Origin of the sequence: Streptomyces sp. 6-11-2, assembly GCF_006540305.1 — a bacterium.
In the GTDB taxonomy this organism is placed as follows: Bacteria; Actinomycetota; Actinomycetes; order Streptomycetales; family Streptomycetaceae; genus Streptomyces.
Window position 1 is genome coordinate 1,533,487 of sequence record NZ_BJOR01000001.1, and the last position, 17,786, is coordinate 1,551,272.

General features: G+C 72.3%; 13 protein-coding genes. 1 reads left to right on the top strand and 12 read right to left on the bottom strand.

What is annotated here, in order from left to right; all coding sequences use genetic code 11:
* Positions 1 to 8: 8 nt before the first annotated feature.
* From TNCT6_RS06225 to TNCT6_RS06280, 12 genes are all read right to left on the bottom strand, one after another.
* Positions 9 to 2,399 (bottom strand): beta-N-acetylglucosaminidase domain-containing protein, encoded by a 2,391-nt coding sequence (locus tag TNCT6_RS06225; protein WP_141357398.1) that lies wholly within the window; start codon positions 2,397 to 2,399, stop codon positions 9 to 11.
* 332 nt (positions 2,400 to 2,731) lie between these two features.
* Positions 2,732 to 4,378, bottom strand: a complete 1,647-nt coding sequence (locus TNCT6_RS06230; RefSeq protein WP_141357400.1) for an amidohydrolase — start codon at positions 4,376 to 4,378, stop codon at positions 2,732 to 2,734.
* Positions 4,375 to 4,773: a cupin domain-containing protein gene (locus tag TNCT6_RS06235; RefSeq protein WP_141357402.1), complete on the bottom strand. Its 399-nt coding sequence runs from the start codon at positions 4,771 to 4,773 to the stop codon at positions 4,375 to 4,377. Before TNCT6_RS06235 ends, TNCT6_RS06230 begins: the two co-directional genes overlap by 4 nt.
* 14 nt (positions 4,774 to 4,787) lie before the next feature.
* On the bottom strand, positions 4,788 to 6,191 hold the full coding sequence (locus tag TNCT6_RS06240) for an FAD-binding oxidoreductase (RefSeq protein ID WP_141357404.1): 1,404 nt from the start codon (positions 6,189 to 6,191) through the stop codon (positions 4,788 to 4,790).
* A complete protein-coding gene (locus TNCT6_RS06245) occupies positions 6,188 to 7,360 on the bottom strand; it encodes an ABC transporter ATP-binding protein (protein WP_141357406.1) in 1,173 nt (390 codons plus the stop codon). Before TNCT6_RS06245 ends, TNCT6_RS06240 begins: the two co-directional genes overlap by 4 nt.
* On the bottom strand, positions 7,350 to 8,141 hold the full coding sequence (locus tag TNCT6_RS06250; protein ID WP_141357408.1) for an ABC transporter permease: 792 nt from the start codon (positions 8,139 to 8,141) through the stop codon (positions 7,350 to 7,352). Before TNCT6_RS06250 ends, TNCT6_RS06245 begins: the two co-directional genes overlap by 11 nt.
* Positions 8,138 to 9,016 carry an ABC transporter permease gene (locus TNCT6_RS06255; protein ID WP_216372770.1) on the bottom strand — a complete coding sequence of 293 codons (879 nt, stop codon included), beginning with the start codon at positions 9,014 to 9,016 and terminating at the stop codon, positions 8,138 to 8,140. Before TNCT6_RS06255 ends, TNCT6_RS06250 begins: the two co-directional genes overlap by 4 nt.
* 3 nt (positions 9,017 to 9,019) lie before the next feature.
* Positions 9,020 to 10,117, bottom strand: a complete 1,098-nt coding sequence (locus TNCT6_RS06260; RefSeq protein ID WP_141357410.1) for an ABC transporter substrate-binding protein — start codon at positions 10,115 to 10,117, stop codon at positions 9,020 to 9,022.
* Positions 10,118 to 10,366: 249 nt separating this feature from the next.
* A complete protein-coding gene (locus TNCT6_RS06265; protein WP_141357412.1) occupies positions 10,367 to 10,957 on the bottom strand; it encodes a helix-turn-helix domain-containing protein in 591 nt (196 codons plus the stop codon).
* A 118-nt stretch (positions 10,958 to 11,075) separates the two neighbouring features.
* Positions 11,076 to 12,311: an arginine deiminase gene (locus TNCT6_RS06270; protein ID WP_141357414.1), complete on the bottom strand. Its 1,236-nt coding sequence runs from the start codon at positions 12,309 to 12,311 to the stop codon at positions 11,076 to 11,078.
* Between the two features lie 167 nt (positions 12,312 to 12,478).
* Complete coding sequence (locus TNCT6_RS06275; protein WP_141357416.1) at positions 12,479 to 15,031, bottom strand: polynucleotide kinase-phosphatase; 2,553 nt, start codon at positions 15,029 to 15,031, stop codon at positions 12,479 to 12,481.
* Positions 15,028 to 16,605: a 3' terminal RNA ribose 2'-O-methyltransferase Hen1 gene (locus tag TNCT6_RS06280; protein WP_141357418.1), complete on the bottom strand. Its 1,578-nt coding sequence runs from the start codon at positions 16,603 to 16,605 to the stop codon at positions 15,028 to 15,030. Before TNCT6_RS06280 ends, TNCT6_RS06275 begins: the two co-directional genes overlap by 4 nt.
* 299 nt (positions 16,606 to 16,904) lie before the next feature.
* On the opposite strand from TNCT6_RS06280, the gene TNCT6_RS06285 reads away from it, so the two are divergent.
* Positions 16,905 to 17,375, top strand: a complete 471-nt coding sequence (locus tag TNCT6_RS06285) for an NUDIX hydrolase (protein ID WP_253266040.1) — start codon at positions 16,905 to 16,907, stop codon at positions 17,373 to 17,375.
* The last annotated feature ends 411 nt before the right edge of the window (positions 17,376 to 17,786 follow it).

Consider the following 17,786-nt stretch of genomic DNA (forward strand, 5'->3'; position numbering starts at 1 on the left):
GGTCCGGCTCAGGCCACCGGCTTGCCGTAGACGGCCATCTCGTAGATGGAGTACCCCCAGGTCGTACGGCGCTTGACGCCCTGCATCCGGATGTAGGACACCGGCTCGTCGCCCGTCAGCCGGATGACGTCGGTTCCGCACTCGGCCGGGGTCATGGTCGCGGCGGTGGTCCAGCCGACACCGTCCGCGGAGGTCTCCAGCCGGTACCGCTCGGCGCACGCGGATTCCCAGGCGAGGGTCACGGCGGCGACCTTCGCGGGTGCGGCGAGCTTGATCTGCGCCCAGGCGTCGTCCTGGTAGCCGGAGGCCCAACGGGTGCCCATGTCACCATCGTTGATGTACCGGGCGGCCAGCCGGTCCAGGTCCTGCTCCACGCTGGACGCGGTCGCGGTGCCCGCCGGTGCCAGGTTCTCCGTGCCGCCCGCCACGTCCCACAGGCCGAGGCGCACATCGGCCTGGACCAGGAAGGCGTCCAGGACGCCGTCACCGATCTTCGGCTGGACGCTGCCCCAGGTGTTGCGGGCCGGGTCCACCCGTACGGCCGCCGCCTTGCGCTGGAGGTCGCGGGAGGTGGTGAGCAGTTGCTGCGCACGGTCCGCGTCGCCCGCCTGCCGGGCCGCGAGCGCGTCGGCCATGGCGACGGCCGCCCGCCCCCACTGCTCCGTCGCCTTCAGCCAGGGCTCCGCGTCGGCCACGAAGCCCGCCTGCACCGCTCCCCCGCGGATGACGGCGGGCGCGTCGGCGATGGCGGCGGCGTACTCGCGCAACTCGGCCAGTGCCTCGGTGCGCCGGCCCGCGTCCCACTCCTGCCAGAACCGCTTGACGCGGGCGTCGAGCGCCGGGGCCTGCGGCTGCCACGGCTTCGCGCCGAACGTGGGGGCGAGGTGGTTCAGGTCCGCGAAGACGGCCAGTGCCCCGGTGGCCGCACGGTCGCCCCCGGCGAGGTAGGACAGGGCGCGGGTCCAGTTCGACGCCGCGTCGTAGGCCCGGTCGTTCCAGGTGAAGTCGGCCGTTCCGAACACGGCGACCTTGCTGGCGTAGGGCTGGTTCATGGGGTTGGCGACGATGCCGTTGAGATGGTCGCCGAGCCCCTTCTCCCGCTTGTCGTAGGGCGCGAGCAGGAGCCGCCCCTGGGTGTTGCCGAAGTCGTTGACGGGGTAGTTGTCCCAGACGAAGACCTTCCGGCCGAACAGCTTCGACACGGCGTCCGCCTGGCTGTTGGTGATGGAGGGCGGGACGACGTCGGTCCCGGTCCACATCACGACGACCTTCGGGTCCAGCGTGGCCCGCATGGTCTGCTTGTACGCGGTGTCGGTCAGGTCGCCGTACTCGGTGGGCACCATCTGGAGGGCCTGGGCGCCCTCGTGGGTGTCCACGAAGGTGCGCTGGACGTCGTTCAGGAGGTCCACCTGCGCCCTGGCTGCGGCCGCCTGGCCCGGCGCGCCGTACGTCTCCCGGTCGCCGTCGCAGTTCCACCGGGTGTAACTGATGTCGTCCAGCGGGATGGAGAAGGCACGCCCGCCCAGGTCGTACACCGCCTGGAGCTTCGCCTTGAGCGCCGCGCGGTCCGCCGGGTCGGAGTAGCAGATGGACCCGCCCGGGGACACGGCGAAGGTGAACCGGACGTGGTTGACGCTCGCGCGCCGCACCAGGGCCCCCAGCTCGGCGAGTTTGTCGGCCGGGTACGCCTCGCGCCACTTGTCCCTGTGGTACGGGTCGTCCTTGGGTGCGTAGACGTAGGTGTTGGCCTTGACGTCGCCGTAGAAGTCCATCTGGTCCAGCCGCTCGGCGGCGGACCACGGCTGACCGTAGAAGCCCTCGATGGTGCCCCGCAGCGGCATCGACGGGTAGTCGCTGACCTCCGCGCCCGCGACACGCCAGCCGTCGTCGCTGCGGACGAACAGCTGCCGCAGGGTCTGCACCGCGTAGAACTGCCCGGCCGCGTCCGCGCCGCCGAGCGCGACCTGGCGCTGCGGCCCGCCCGCGCCGACCCGCAGCGCGTAGCCCTCGGCGTGCTGGGGGACGCGGGTGTCGCCGAGCGCCTTGGCGATGTCGGGTCTGGTGGCGGGACCGAGGCGTACGGTGAGCAGTCCCGCGGGGACGGCCCGGTCCGGGGTGACGACGTCGATGCGGTCGGCACCGTGGGCCCGCAGCTCGCGCACGAGACGGTCCCGGGCGGCGGTGTCCGTGCCGTCGTCGGCGACGACGACCACCCGCCCGGTGACGTTGGCGTCGGCCCCGGCGCGGGAGAGGGACTGCGGGACGGGTGAGACGGCGGGCAGCCCCTGCCCCGGCGCGGGAGCGGGTTCGGCCTGGGCCTGCGGGACCAGTACGAGGGTTCCGGCCGTCAGTCCGGCGGCCAGGAGGCAAGAAGTGAGCAGCGAACGGCGTTTCTTCATGGATGCGTCCAATTCCTCGAATCGGAGCCACCGTTGGCGACGGCCTTCGCCGGCACCACCGGTCCTGCCGGCGCGCCTGGACGGCCTTGCCGCACGGGTGGCCTGGACGGCGTTCCCGGTGGTGCTCAACAGCGCCGTGAGACAGGCGGGTTGACCGCCCGGCCGCACCGGCGCACGGCAGATCGAGCCTCCTGACTCCTCTCCGGGGCAGCACTCACCGGGACCACAGTGGACGAAGACGTGCGGGCGTCACGCTCGCACAGGAACGACATGTTGTCTAGACCACTTGCCATCCCGGGGCCGCTCCCGGCACCGCTGCGCCGCCCGGCCGTTCACTCGGCGTGGACCGTCTCCCCCGCGACCAGGGTGAGTACGGCGCGGGTGCCGGACACGGCCGTGTCCGGGGCGAAGAGGTCCCGGTCGAGGACGGCGAGGTCGGCGGCCATGTCCTCGCGCAGCAGGCCGACTTCGTCGTCGTTGCCGTTCACCCAGGCCGAGCCGGCCGTGTAGGCGCGCAGGATGTCGGTCAGTTCCAGCCGTTCGTGCGACACGAACGGGCGGTCGGCGCCCGGCCATCCGGTGTGCGCCGAGCCGGGCGGTTCGGTGCGGTGCACGGCGACGTGCATGGCCTGCCACGGGTCGGCCGTGGTGACCGGCCAGTCGCTGCCCCCGGCGAGCCGGGCGCCGCTGTCCAGGAGCCGGCGGAAGGGGTACTGCCGGCCCGCTCGTCCCTCGCCCAGCAGCGGGTTGGTCAGCTCGTCGGTCTGCTGGTGGTGGGTCGCCCACAGCGACTGGACGTTGGCCGTCACCCCCAGAGCGGCGAAGCGGCCGATGTCCGCGTCGTCGACCAGCTGCACATGGGCGATGTGGTGGCGCCGCTCGCGCGCTCCGTTGGCCACGGCCGCGGCCTCGACCGCGTCCAGGCACTCGCGCACCGCCCGGTCGCCGATCGCGTGGAAGTGCACCTGGAAGCCGGCGGCGTCCAGGCGGGTCACCGCCTCGGCGAGCAGCGCGGCGGGCACGTTGGAGTGGCCGAGGTTGCCGGTGGCGCACCCGCAGGAGTCCAGGTACGGCTCCAACAGGGCGCCGGTGCCGTTCTCCAGCACACCGTCCTGCATCACCTTCACGGCGCCGGCCCGGAAGCGGCGGCCGGGCTCGCCGCGCCGCGCCACCAGGTCGTCGAGCTGCTCCGGGCCGCGGTCGCGGTCCCACCACAGGGCGCCGGTGACCCGGGCCTTCAGCAGTCCCTCCGCGTCGGCCCGCCGGTAGGCGGCGAGCGTGTCGCCGGCCCCGCCGTACGCGCCGACGATGGCGTCCTGCCAGCCGGTGACGCCGTACCGGAAGAGGTGGTCCTGCGCGTGGCTCAGCGCCGCGAGCTGGTCCTCGACGGTGTCCGGCGGGAGCAGCCGGGCCACCAGGTCCATGGCGCTCTCGTGCAGCACCCCGGTGGGCCGGCCGGCCGCGTCGCGCTCGATCCGCCCGGCCGGCGGGTCGGAAGTGGCCGCGTCGATCCCGGCGCGTTCCAGTGCCGCCGAGTTGACCCACGCCGAGTGGTGGTCGGCGTTGGGCAGGAACACCGGCCGGTCCGGCACGGCCGCGTCCAGCGGCTCCCGGGTGGGCCAGCCGCCGGGGAAGCAGTCCATGCTCCAGCCGCCGCCGAGGATCCACGGCCGGCCGGGGTGGGCGGCCGCGTACTCCCTGACGGCCGTGAGGCAGCCCTCGGCGTCGGTGGCGCCGGTGAGGTCGCAGCGCAGCGCCTCCAGGGCGCCCCAGACCGGGTGGATGTGCGCGTCCTGGAGGCCGGGCACCACGGTCCGGCCGGCCAGGTCGAACGTCTCGGACGGGCGGCCGGCGGCCCGGCGCACCTCGGCGTCGGTGCCGACGGCCGTGATCCGGCCGCCCGCCACGGCGACGGCCGTCGCGTGCGGGCGCCGCGGATCGCCGGTCCACACCCGGCCGCCGTGCAGGACTAGGGTCATGCGCCGGCCTCGTGGGTGCGCACCACGTACACCTTGCGGAGGGTCTCGTGGACCTGCCAGGTGCCGCGCCAGCCGGCCGGCATCGCCAGGGTGGCGCCGGGACGCAGCTCGACGTCCTCACCGCCCTCGGTACGGACGGTGGCGGATCCGGTCAGCACCTGGCAGACCTCGTCGTAGCCCTCGCGGGTGGCGGTGAAGTGGCCGGGGTCGCACTCCCAGACGCCGACCTCGACCAGCCCGTCGGGGGACTGCCACAGGGTGCGGGTGGTCTCCCGCTGGCCGGTGGTGCTGGTCGGCTTGGGCGTCGCCGGGGGCAGGTCGGCGCTCGCCGCGTCGGCGAGGAAGGCGACGGCGGGGACGAGAGCGGTGGTGGCGGTGGCGCCGGCTGTTTCCATGGGGGCTGCTCCTTTCAGCGTCCGCTGATGACGTTGGCGACGCGTGCGATGACGGAGGTGCGCTCCAGACCGGAGTTCTCGTGCCGGTCGGCGGCGCGGTAGGCGACGTAGAGGCTGCGCACGCCGAGCCAGCGCAGCGGCTCCGGCTCCCAGCCGCGCACCTTGCGGCCGACCCAGGGCAGCCGGGTCAGGTCGGTCTTCTGGCCGAGGATCAGGTCGCGCAGGGTGCGTCCGGCGAGGTTGGTGGTGGTCACGCCGTGCCCGACGTAGCCGCCGGCCCAGCCGAGGCCGGTGTCCCGGTCCAGGTGGACGGTGGCGCACCAGTCGCGCGGCACGCCCAGCACTCCGGACCAGGTGTGGTCGATCGCGACGCCCTCGGTGGCCGGGAAGTGCTGCCTGAGGATGGCCTGGAGCTGCGCCTGGGTGGCGTCCCGGGTCTCGCCGCGCTGGTCGACGTGGGAGCCGAACATGTACGGGATGCCGCGCCCGCCGATGGCGATGCGGCCGTCGGTGGTGCGCTGGATGTAGCAGTACGAGTTGGCCTCGTCCCCGATCAGTTCGGCGCCGCGCCAGCCGATCTCCTCCCACGCGGAGGCGGGCAGCGGCTCGGTGACGATCATGCTGCTGTTCATCGGCAGCCAGACCCGGCGGTGGCCGCGCAGTCCGGCGGTGAACCCCTCCAGCGCCCGGATGACGTACGACGCCCGGACGGTGCCGTGGGTGGTGACCGCCTCGCGCGGGCGGATCTCGGTGACCTCGGTGCCCTCGTAGACGGCGACGCCCATCCGCTCCACCACGTCGGCCAGGCCCCGGACCAGCTTGGCGGGCTGGATGCGGGCGCAGTGCGGGCTCCACTGGGCGTAGCGGGCGCCGGCGATGCGGACCCGCTCGGCGAGCCGGTCCGCGTCGAGTTCGACCAGGTCGTCCTCGCCCCAGCCCTCGGCACGCAGCGTGGGCAGCCCTTCACGCAGCCGCCGCTCCTGCGCGGCGTTGGTGGCGACGTGCAGCAGTCCGTCCTTCTGGATGTCGGCGTCGATGCCCTCCTCCGCGGCGACCCGGATGACCTCGTCGACGGAGGAGAACATCTCCCGCTGCATGGCGACGGCCGGCTCCCGGCCGTGCGACTTCGCGTAGCGGCGCATCTGGCCGGGCGGCTCGGCGCTGAGCCAGCCGCCGTTGCGGCCGGAGGCGCCGAAGCCGGCGAACTCCTTCTCCAGGACGGCGATCCTGAGGTCGGGCTGGGCCTTCTTGAGGTAGTAGGCGGTCCACAGGGAGGTGTAGCCGCCGCCGACGAGTGCGACGTCGACGTCCAGGTCGCCGGGCAGGGCGGGGCGGCGGGCGGGGACGCCGCTCTCCCGGAACCAGAAGGAGACGTCGCCGTTGACGAAGGTGGGGCTGGTGGCGGGGGTGGTGCTCATCGTCCGCTCTCTTCCGTGGCGGCGACCGGGATCCGGTCGCCGGAAGTGGGTGGGTGGGTGGTGCCGGAGGGGTCGTCGAGCAGGACGCCCCGTTCGACGTCCCAGACCACGGTGACCTCGTCGCCGTGGCGGACGCCGGACAGCCGGTCGGCCTGCTCGCGGGCAAGCAGCACGGTGCCGTCGGGCAGGGCGAGTTCGAGCTTGCGGCCGGAGCCCAGGTATATCTCCTGGGTGACACGGGCGGGCAGCGCGTTGGCCCCGGGCGCGACCGGCTCGGCGGCCGGCTGGACCCGCAGGTGCTCGGGGCGGACCACGACGGCGGCCGCGCCGCCCTCGGGCCGCCGTCCGGCGACGCGTACGGTGCGGTCGCCGACCCGCAGGCAGGAGTCGTCGCCGTCCGGCTCGACGCGTCCCCGTACGGTGGAGGACTCGCCGAGGAACTCGGCCACGAAGAGGCTGCGGGGCTTTTCGTAGAGTTCGCTCGCGGTGCCGACCTGCTGGATGCCCCCGTCGTCGAAGACGGCGATGCGGTCCGACAGGACCAGCGCCTCCTCCTGGTCGTGGGTGACGAAGACGAAGGTGGAGCCGACCTCCTGGTGCACCCGCTTGATCTCCAGCTGGAGGGATTCGCGCAGCTTCTTGTCGAGCGCGCCGAGCGGCTCGTCCATCAGCAGCACGCTCGGCTCGTACACCACGGCCCGGGCCAGGGCGACCCGCTGCTGCTGACCGCCGGAGAGTTCGCGCGGTCTGCGGTGGCCGTAGCCGCCGAGCCGCACGGTCTCCAGGGCCGCCTCGACCATCTCGGCGCGGCGGGCCTTCGGCACCTTGCGCTGCTTGAGCGGGAAGGCGACGTTCTCCGCGACGGTCATGTGCGGGAAGAGCGCGTAGTGCTGGAAGACCATGCCGATGTCCCGCCGGTGCGGCGGCAGGTCCTGCATCTGCTTGCCGCCGATGGTCAGCGTGCCCGAGGTGGCGGCCGTGAACCCGGCGATGATGTTGAGGGTGGTGGTCTTGCCGGAGCCGCTGGGGCCCAGCAGGGTCATGAACTCGCCCGGTTCGATGACCAGGGAGACGTCGTCGACGGCGACGGAGTCCGCGTACTCCTTGCGCACCTGCGCCAGTTCGATACGGGCTCCGCGCGCCTTGATGAGGCTGGCGTCAGCGGACACGGTTCCTCCTGGCGGTGGCGAAGGTGGCGGCCAGCACGAGCACCGTGGTGAAGACGATGATCAGGGTGGCGGCCGCGGCGATGGTGGGGTCGGTGTCCCGGGTCACGCTGGCGAACATCCTGACCGGCAGGGTCTGCAGGTAGGGGCTCTGGATGAACAGCGAGACCACGACCTCGTCGAAGCTGGTGACGAAGGCGAACAGGGCACCGGAGACGACGCCCGGGGCGATCAGCGGCAGGGTCACCTGCCGGATGGCCCCCCAGCGGGTGGCGCCGCAGATCAGTGCGGCGTCCTCGAGGCGCCGGTCGAAACCGCGCAGGCTCGCCGTCACCGGGATGATCACGAACGGCAGGGCCAGCACGGTGTGGGCGGTGACGAAGCCGAGCAGGGTGCCCAGCAGGTTGTACTGGAGGAAGAGCGCGTACACGCCGATGGCGACCACCACGGTCGGCACGATCATGGGGGCCAGCAGCAGCCCGTACGACGCCTTCACCCAGCGTGAGCCGGACCGGGTGAGCGCGATCGCGGCGGCGGTGCCCAGCACGGTGGCCACCACCGCGACCAGGGCGCCGACCTGGAGCGAGGAGAACAGCGCCTCGGTCCAGCGGGGGTCGGTGAAGAAGTTGGTGTACCAGCGGGTGGACCAGCCGCTCGGCGGGAACACCAGGGACGCCTTGTCGGTGAAGCTCAGCGGGATCACCACGAGCGTCGGCGCGATGAGCCACAGGCCCACCAGCGCGCTGAACGCCCACAGCGCGATCCGCGCGGGTGCGGTCCTCATCGGGCACCTCCCCGGTTGCGGGTGAAGCGCAGGACGAGGCCGACCAGTCCCAGCAGGACCAGCGTCACCGCCAGCAGCACCACGCCCATCGCTCCGCCGCGGCCCCAGGCGAGCAGCCCGTTGACCTGGGTGAAGATCTGCTGCGAGATCAGCGCCTGGTCGGGCGAGCCCAGGAGGGCCGGGGTGACGTAGAAGCCGAGCGAGGTGATGAACACGGTCAGCGCGCCGGCGCCCACGCCGGGCAGCGACAGGGGCACGAAGACCCGCAGGAACGCGGTGGCCGGGCGCGCCCCCATGCCCTGCGCGGCGTCGAGGAGCCGGCGGTCGATGCCGCTCATCACCGCGTACAGCGGCAGCACCATGAACGGCATCAGCACCTGCGACATGCCGATCACCACCCCGGCGGGGGTGCGGATCAGCTGGAGCGGGCCCAGCCCCACGGTGCCGAGGATCTGGTTGACCACGCCGCTGTCCTGGAGGAGCACCACCCAGGCGAAGGTGCGCACCATCAGGCTGGTCCAGAACGGCAGCAGCACCAGCAGGGTGAGCCAGATCCGCGCCCGGGCGCCGACCACGGTCATCAGGTAGGCGTACGGGTAGGAAAGCACCAGGGTCACCAGGGTGACGACGGCGCCGACGGCCAGGGTGCGCACCAGCGTGGCGATGGCGACGTCGCTGGTGAAGAACCAGGAGTAGTTGCCCGCGCCGGGTGTGGGCTCGCTGACGCTGCGCCAGGCCATCAGGCCCAGCGGCACCAGGAAGAGCACGGCCAGCAGGACCAGCGCGGGCAGCAGCAGCCATCCCCACCGGCCGCCGACGCCCTTGCGGGGCCGGCCGCCGGTGGCCGGGGAGGCGATCTCGATCAGGGCCGTCATGGGTTACCGCGCCAGCCAGTCGGACCACTTCGGGATGACCTGCTCCTGGTTCTCGGCCCACCAGGCGTTGTCGAGCTTGAGGGCCTGCGCCTGGCGCTCGGGGGTGGAGGTGAGGTACTCCGCCGCGGCCGCGTCGACCTTGGGCTTGGCGTCGGAGTTGACCGGCGAGTACGAGGTCAGCTCGGTGAGCTTGGCCTGCTGGTCGGCGCCCAGGTAGTAGTTGATCAGCGCCATGGCGGCCTTGGGGTTCCTCGCGCCCTTGGGCACGGCGAGCGAGTCCGCGACCGGCATGAACTGGTTCCACTGCGGAGCGAACTTGGCACCGTTCTTCACGGCCGAGTAGGCGCGGCCGGTCCACACCATCGCCATGGAGACCTCACCCGACTCCAGCAGCTGCTGGGAGCGGGCGCCGGTGTCCCAGAAGACCAGCGAGGAACGCACGCTGGTGAGCTTCTTCAGGGCCCGGTCCACATCGAGCGGGAAGAGCTTGTCGGGGGCGACCCCGTCCGCGATCAGCGCCGCCTCCAGCGGGCCGGGTGCCGCGTCCGAGGGCACGCCGGGGATGGCGCGCTTGCCGGGGAACCTGGTGGTGTCGAAGAAGTCCGCCCAGCTCTTCGGCGGATTGTCGCCGAACTTGGACGTGTCGTACATCAGGACCATGCCGTACGTCATGGCCGGCACCGAGCACTTGCCCACCATCTCCTTGGGCAGCTTCGAGGTGTCGACGACGGCGGTGTCGAGCGGCATCAGCAGCTTGCCGCACTGGCGTTCGGCCCAGATGGAGTCGGTGTCCACCACGTCCCAGGTGACGTTCTTGGCGTCGACCTGCGCCTTGAGCTTGGTGTAGTCGGTGGGTCCGTCGGAGAGCATCCGCGCGCCGGAGTCCGTGGCGAACGGCTTGACCGCGGCCGACTCCTGACCGTCCTGGTAGATGCCGCCGTAGGAGGCGAAGGTGAGGGTGACGCCGTCGAGCGCGCCCTTCTTCACCTGGCCGGCCGTGGCCGGTCCGGGGCCGAGGTCGACGTCGGCGGCGGCCGGGCCGGTGCCGGCGCAGCCGGTGAGGGTCAGCAGCAGGGCGCCGGCGGCAGCGGCACACCCCATGATTTTACGTGATATTCCGGGCATGACTGCCTCCAAGGAGGACGGTGAAGACACAAGGGGACCGAGAGGGCACGGCGCGGAGGCGCGCGGCGGCGAAGTCCGCGCGGGCATGGCGCGGTGGTACGCCGCGCGGCGGAGGCGCGGTGAGGAGGTGCGGCGGCGCCGCGGGCAGGAGCGGGGAGGGATCGCGGGTGGTGAGGGGTACGGGTGGTGAGAGGTACGGGTGGTGAGGGGTCCGGACGGGGCGGGTCAGTCCGGGGTCGGCGGGCTGATGATCCAGAGGATTTCGGCAGGCGCCTCGTGGCGGTTGACCACGCGGTGCGGCGCCGAGGAGCGGTATTCGATACTGTCGCCGGCCTCCAGGTCGTGGGCCTGGCCGTCGAGTTCGACCCGCACGGCGCCGCTGATCACCAGGAGGATCTCCTGGGAGTCGCCATGGGTGTAGGCGTCGTCACCCGTGGAGGCGCCCGGGTCGAACTCGCCCGCGTACACCTCCAGATGGCTGAGCGGACGCTGCGAGATGAGGAACTTGCGGCTTCCCGGGGCGGTTTGCAGCATCGGCCGGTCGGCCCGCCGCACCACCCTCGGACCCGGCGTGCTGTCCTGGTCGAACAGATCGGCCACGGTGAGGCCGAGCGCCGCGGCGATCCGCCGCAACATCCCGATGGAGGCGTTCGCCTGCCCGCGTTCCAGCTGGCTGAGGAACCCGGGGCTGGCCTGGGCGGCCTCCCCCAGGGCCCGCAGGGACATCCGCCGCATCGTCCGGTACTCCCGGACACGGACCCCCAACGCCGCGTCGGCGGCGGCGTCGGAGGGGTCCGGAGTTGAGCGATCAGTCATGAGTGAACACCTGATGCGTCTTCAGCGAACACTTTGTTCGCTGACGTGATACGGACCGTACGCTCAGGTGACCTGCCGCACAAGCCCCTCCTTCCGCCGTCACCGGAACGTGATCCCGTCACGAGAGGCCCTGGACGGCGTCCCGCTCGACCGGGCAGCTCATGCAGCGCGGGCCGCCCCGGCCCCGGCCCAGTTCGCTGCCGGGGATCTCGATGACCTCGATGCCCTGCTTGCGCAGATGGGTGTTGGTGGTGGCGTTGCGCTCGTAGGCGACGACGACGCCGGGCTCGACGGCGAGGACGTTGCAGCCGTCGTCCCACTGCTCGCGCTCGGCCGCGTGCACGTCCTGGGTGGCGGTCAGGACCCGGATCTCACTCAGCCCCAGCGCGGCCGCGATCGCGCGGTGCATATGCTCCGCGGGATGGTCGGTGACCTTCAACTCCTTGTCCTCGGAGCCCGGTTCGATGGTGTACGAGCGGAGCATGCCGAGCCCGGCGTACTGGGTGAAGGTGTCGCCGTCGATCATGGTCATCACGGTGTCGAGGTGCATCACGGCCCGCCGCTTGGGCATGTCGAGCGCGACGATCGTCCGGGCCGATCCGGCGGCGAACAGCTTGTGCGCGAGCATCTCGACGGCCTGGGGCGTGGTCCGCTCGCTCATGCCGATGAGCACGGCGCCGTTGCCGATCACGAGCACGTCCCCGCCCTCGATGGTGGACGGGTAGTCGGCCTGCCCCTCGGACCACAGGTGGAACGTCTCTCCCCGGAACAGGGGGTGGTAGCGGTAGATCGCCTCGAAGTGGACGGTCTCGCGCTGCCGGGCGGGCCAGCGCATGGCGTTGATGGACACGCCGTCGTAGATCCAGGCGGAGGTGTCGCGGGTGAAGAGGTGGTTGGGCAGCGGCCCGAGCAGGAAGTCGTCCAGCTCCATGGCGTGGAAGCGCACGGACGTCGGCTCCTCGTGGGCGGCCAGGAACTCCCGCTTGGTCATGCCGCCGACGAGGACCTCGACCAGTTCGGCGGCGGGCAGGGTCTCGAAGGCGGCCCTCAGGTGATCGGTGGCGAGCGGCCCGTACTCCTTCTCGTCGAAGACGCGGTCCAGGACGAGCGAGCGGGCCGACGGGATCTCCATCGCCTCGGTCAGCAGATCGCCGAAGAGGTGCACGGCGACCCCGCGGTCGCGCAGCACGTCGGCGAACCCGTCGTGCTCGGCACGCGCCCGGCGCACCCACAGCACATCGTCGAAGAGGAGGGCGTCCTTGTTGCTGGGGGTGAGCCTTTTGAGCTCGAGATCGGGCCGGTGCAGGATGACGCGGCGCAGCCGCCCGGCCTCGGAGTCGACATGGAATCCCATGCCTCCATCCTGGCCAACGGCAGCCGGTTTCACCCACCGCGCACCTGTTTCCACGGCCTCCTTTTCTCGTCACCTTGACGAGAGGAAGGAACTCCTACGGCGCTCGGGGCAGGGACCACCGGGGCCCGGGAGCGATCCCCCGGGCCCCGCCCCGGCCGAGGGCCCCCTCACAGGCGGGGGTCCACCGGCTCCGACTCCAGCGCCAGCACGCCGAACACCGCCTCGTGCACCCGCCACAGCGCCTCGCCGTCGGCCAGGCGGTCCAGGGCCTCCAGACCGAGGGCGTACTCGCGGATCGCGAGGGAGCGCTTGTGGTGGAGGAAGCGGCCACGCAGGCGGGCGAGGTTGTCCGGGCGGGTGTACTCGGGACCGTAGATGATCCGCAGGTACTCCCGGCCGCGGCACTTGATGCCGGGCTGCACCAGACGGCCCTCCTTGCCGCGCACCAGAGCGCCCAGCGGCTTGACGACCATGCCCTCGCCGCCGCGGCCCGTCATCTCCAGCCACCAGTCGACGCCCGCCCGCACCGACTCCGGGTCGGACACGTCGACGTACAGGCGGCGGGTGGTCTGCAGCAGACCGGTGGCGTCGTGCTTCACGAGCCGGTCGAGCAGCGCCAGTTGCCCGTCGTGCGGCAGCCCGGCCAGGCTGCGGCCCCGCACGGCGAGGATCTGGAACGGTGCCAGGCGGACGCCGTCCAGGCCGTCGGTCGGCCAGCAGTAGCGACGGTAGGCGGCCGTGAACGCGGCCGCGTCGGCGGCCCGTTCGCGCTGGCGGCCCAGCAGGTCCGTCACGTCGACACCGCGCGCCGCGGCGCCCTCCAGGGCGGCCAGCGCGTCCGGGAACACCGCGCCGGAGGCCGCGCCGACCGCCGCGTACTGCGAGCGCAGCAGCCCGGAGGCCTTCAGCGACCACGGCATCAGCTCGCAGTCGAGCAGCAGCCAGTCGGTGTCGAGGTCCGCCCACAGGCCCGCCTCGGTGACCGCCGTGCGCAGCCGGCCGAGTATCTCCTCGGTGACGGAGGAGTCGTCGAAGAAAGGGCGGCCGGTGCGGGTGTAGAGGGAACCGGTCGGGCCGTCCACTCCGAACCGCCTGCGTGCCGCCTCCGCGTCCCGGCAGACCAGGGCCACCGCCCGGGAGCCCATGTGCTTCTCCTCGCACACGACCCGGTCCACCCCGTCCTCCCGGTACTGGGCGAACGCCTCTTCCGGGTGCTCCAAGTAGCCGTCGGCCCTCGAAGTCGCCGTCGGCGCCATGGTGGGCGGCAGATACGGAAGCAGCCGCGGGTCGACGGCGAAGCGGCTCATGACCTCCAGGGCCGCCGCCGCGTTCTCCTCGCGCACCGCGACCCGGCCGGCGTGCCGGGTCTCGACGGCCCGGCGGCCGTGCACGTCACCGAGGTCCAGCGGACGGCCGTCGTGCCCGCCGGGTGCCTCGGTGCGCAGCGGCCTGGCCGGCTCGTACCAGACCTGCTCGGCCGGTACGTCGACCAGCTCCCGCTCCGGCCAGCGCAGCGCGGTCAGCTTGCCGCCGAACACCGCGCCGGTGTCGAGGCAGATGGTGTTGTTCAGCCAGGTGGCCTCCGGGACCGGGGTGTGGCCGTAGACCACGGCCGCCCGGCCGCGGTAGTCCTCCGCCCACGGGTAGCGCACCGGCAGGCCGAACTCGTCCGTCTCCCCGGTGGTGTCGCCGTAGAGCGCGTGCGAGCGCACCCGGCCGGAGGTGCGGCCGTGGTACTTCTCCGGCAGGCCGGCGTGGCTGACCACCAGCCGCCCGCCGTCGAGGACGTAGTGGCTGACCAGGCCGTCGATGAACTCCCTCACCCGCGCCTTGAACTCCTCGCTCTCCCCCTCCATCTGCGCGATGGTCTCGGCGAGTCCGTGGGTGGGCTGGACCTTGCGGCCCTTGAGGTGGCGCCCGTACTTGTTCTCGTGGTTGCCCGGCACGCACAGCGCGTCGCCCGCCTCGACCATGGACATCACCCGGCGCAGCACACCCGGGCTGTCCGGGCCGCGGTCGACCAGGTCGCCGACGAAGACCGCGGTACGGCCCTCGGGGTGCGCCCCGTCGGCGTAGCCCAACTTGGCCAGCAGTGCTTCCAGTTCGGCGGAGCAGCCGTGGATGTCGCCGATGATGTCGAACGGGCCGGTGAGCTGGGTGAGGTCGTTGAAGCGCTTCTCGGTGACGACCGACGCGCTCTCGACCTCGTCGACCCCGCGCAGCACGTGCACCTTGCGGAAGCCCTCGCGCTCCAGGTGCCGCAGCGCGCGCCTCAGTTCGCGGGTGTGCCGCCGGATCACCCGGCGCGGCATGTCGGCCCGGTCGGTGCGGGCCGCGTTGCGCTCGGCGCACACCTCCTCCGGTACGTCGAGCACGATGGCGATGGGCAGCACGTCGTGGCTCTTCGCCAGGTCGATCAGCCGGCGCCGGGCGTCCTGCTGCACGCTGGTGGCGTCGACGACGGTGCGGCGGCCGGCCGCCAGGCGCTTGCCGGCGATGTAGTGCAGCACGTCGAAGGCGTCGCGGGTGGCGCCCTGGTCGTTCTCGTCGTCGGAGACCAGGCCGCGGCAGAAGTCCGAGGAGAGGACCTCGGTGGGCTTGAAGTGGCGCCGGGCGAAGGTGGACTTGCCCGAACCGGAGGCGCCGACAAGCACGACGAGGGAGAGGTCGGTCACGGGCAGGACGCGTCCTCGTCCTGTGGGGCTCTGTGTCTCGGTCATGCCGCCGTCGCCTCCTTCACACTGGTGTCCTTGGTGTCCTGGGTGTCCTGGGTGTCCTGGGTGTCCTGGGTGTCCTGGGTGTCCTGGGTGTCCTGGGTGTCCTGGGTGTCCTGGGTGTCCTGGGTGTCCTGGGTGGTCCCGAGGGTGAAGACGGCCATCTGGGTGGGCGGTCCGACCTCGGGGTCGTCGGGGCCGATGGGACGGAACTCGACGTCGTAGCCGTGGCGTTCGGCCACGGTGTGCGCCCACTGGCCGAACTCCTCGCGGGTCCACTCGAAGCGGTGGTCGCCGTGCCGTGCGTGCCCGGCGGGGAGGGTCTCCCAGCGGACGTTGTACTCGACGTTCGGAGTGGTCACGAGCACGGTGCGGGGGCGGGCGGCACCGAACACCGCGTACTCCAGGGCGGGCAGCCGGGGCAGGTCGAGGTGCTCGATCACCTCACTGAGCACGGCGGCGTCGTAGCCCTTGAGCTGCTTGTCGGTGTAGACGAGCGAGCCCTGCCGGAGCGTGACGCGGGCGGACTGCCGCTCCCCCATCCGGTCCAGCTTCAGCCGCCGGGCGGCGATGGTGAGGGCCCGTACCGACACGTCGACGGCGACGATCTCGGTGAACCGCGCGTCCCGCAGCAGCGCCTGCACCAACTGGCCCTGCCCGCAGCCGAGGTCGAGGACCCGGGCAGCACCGCGCTCGTGCAGCGCCGCGACGATCGTGTCCCGCCGCCGCACGGCCAGCGGCGTCGGCTTCTCCTCGGTCCCGGTCTCCTCCGCCACGGCGTTGTCGAGCTCATCGACCCCGCTGTCGTCGGCCTCGGCCAGCCGCACCAGCTCCAGTCGCTCCATCGCCTCCCGGGTCAGCGACCAGCGACGCGAGAGGTAGCGGCTGGTGATCAGCTTCTGTTCCGGGTGCTCGGGCAGCCAGCCCTCGCCCGCCCGGAGCAGCTTGTCGACCTCGTCGGGTGCGACCCAGTAGTGCTTGGCGTCGTCGAGGACGGGGAGCAGGACGTAGAGGTGGCGCAGCGCCTGGGCAAGGGTCACCGCCTCCGACTCCAGCACGAGCCGGACGTAGCGCGAGTCGCCCCACTCGGGGAACTCGGCGTCCAGCGCGACCGGTTCGGCGCTGACCGTCCAGCCGAGCGGTTCGAACAGGCGCTGTACGAGGGCGGGGCCGCCGCGGGCCGGGAGCGCGGGTACCTCGATGCGCAACGGGCGTGGATGGGACGGGAGTTCGGGCCGCGCGTGGCACACCCCGCGCAGCGCGCTGGAGAACACGGCGCTCAGCGCCACGGCGAGCAGCGAAGAGGCCGCGTAGGGGCGGTCGTTGACGTACTGCGCGAGCGCCGCGTCGGGGGCGCCGCCGCGTCCCTTGCCCTTGCCCCGCCGGACCAGGGCCACCGTGTCGACCTCCAGCAGCAGCGCCGCCGTGCAGCGCTGATCGTCCGCCTCGGGGTAGAGGACGTGCGCGGTGCCGTAGGAGGTGGAGAACGCCTGTGACTTGCCCGGGTGCTTGTGCAGCAGGAAACCGAGGTCGGTCGCGGGGTGTTCGGACGTGCCGGTGGTGGTGATGGTCAGGAACATGCGGAGGGCCTCTCCGGCTGGATGGACGACTGCGGAGCCGTGTACGCCAAAGCCCCCGAGGACGGTGATCCCGGGGGCTCGGCAGGACGACGCCCTCACCTTCGCACAGGGGTCCGGACCTGTGCCTTCCAATATTCACCGGCCACCACCCCACGGCCGGGGCATCGTTGTCGGGAAACAGGAGAAGAGGCGAGACAGCCGGCATCGGGATCAGCCGGGCCGAGCCCGTGGCACGGGGTGCCGGTGCGAGACCGTCCGGGAGGCGATCAGTGGTGGAGTGGATGCCCCGCGAGGAATGGGTGAGGACTCAGCCGCAGGCGCTCCTCGCCGCGTGTGTGGTGGTGCTGGACGGCGACGGCCGCGTCCTGCTCCTGCGCTACGGCCCCGGTCAGCCGATGGCGGGCGGTTGGTGGCTGCCCGGCGGGATGCTGGACCACGGCGAGGACCCCTGGGCGGCGGCCCGGCGGGAGATGCACGAGGAGACGGGCATCGAACTCGGGCCCGTGCCCCGGCTGCTCGGCATGGACCACCGCGTGGACGTACTAAGCACCGGCCCGGTCCTGGACTGCTTCTTCTACGGCGGCACGCTCCCCGGCGGCTCGCACACGACCATTCGGCTCAGCGCCGAGCACGACCGGCACGGCTGGTTCGCCCCTGCCGATCTGCCCGGCACACGGCTCGCCGCCGGGGCCCGGACCCTCACCGCGCTGCACGAGGCGGCGCTGAACGCCACGGTGGTGTGCCTGCGGGAGGGCGAGCCGTGGGTGTGACGCCCGGCCCGCCCAGGCCGCTAGTGCTGTGACCGGAAGGGTTCACCGGCTCGCGGCGCCCGGCACGGCACTCCCCCAGCCTTCGGCCGGGGGTACCCCCACGCCGCGTTGTCGCATCACCCGAGTACATCCAGTGCGCGGGCAATGCTCCGCCTTGCGATGTTCCCCCACTGCCTGAACGGCGTGGGAGGTGCCCCCGGCACCGGACGCCGCGAGCTTCCCGGCAAACCTTTCCGGCCACAGCACTAGATGATCGATTCCAAGGGGTAGTTGCGGCTGCGGGGTCCAATGAGCCTTTCCGGTTCCTGTGTTCGGCGATCTCCGTGGGAACAACCAGGTCCGGTTGACGGCCCTCCTCTGGGACAGTCGACGGGAGTAGATACTGGCCCTCAACGCAGGCACGGATGAGGA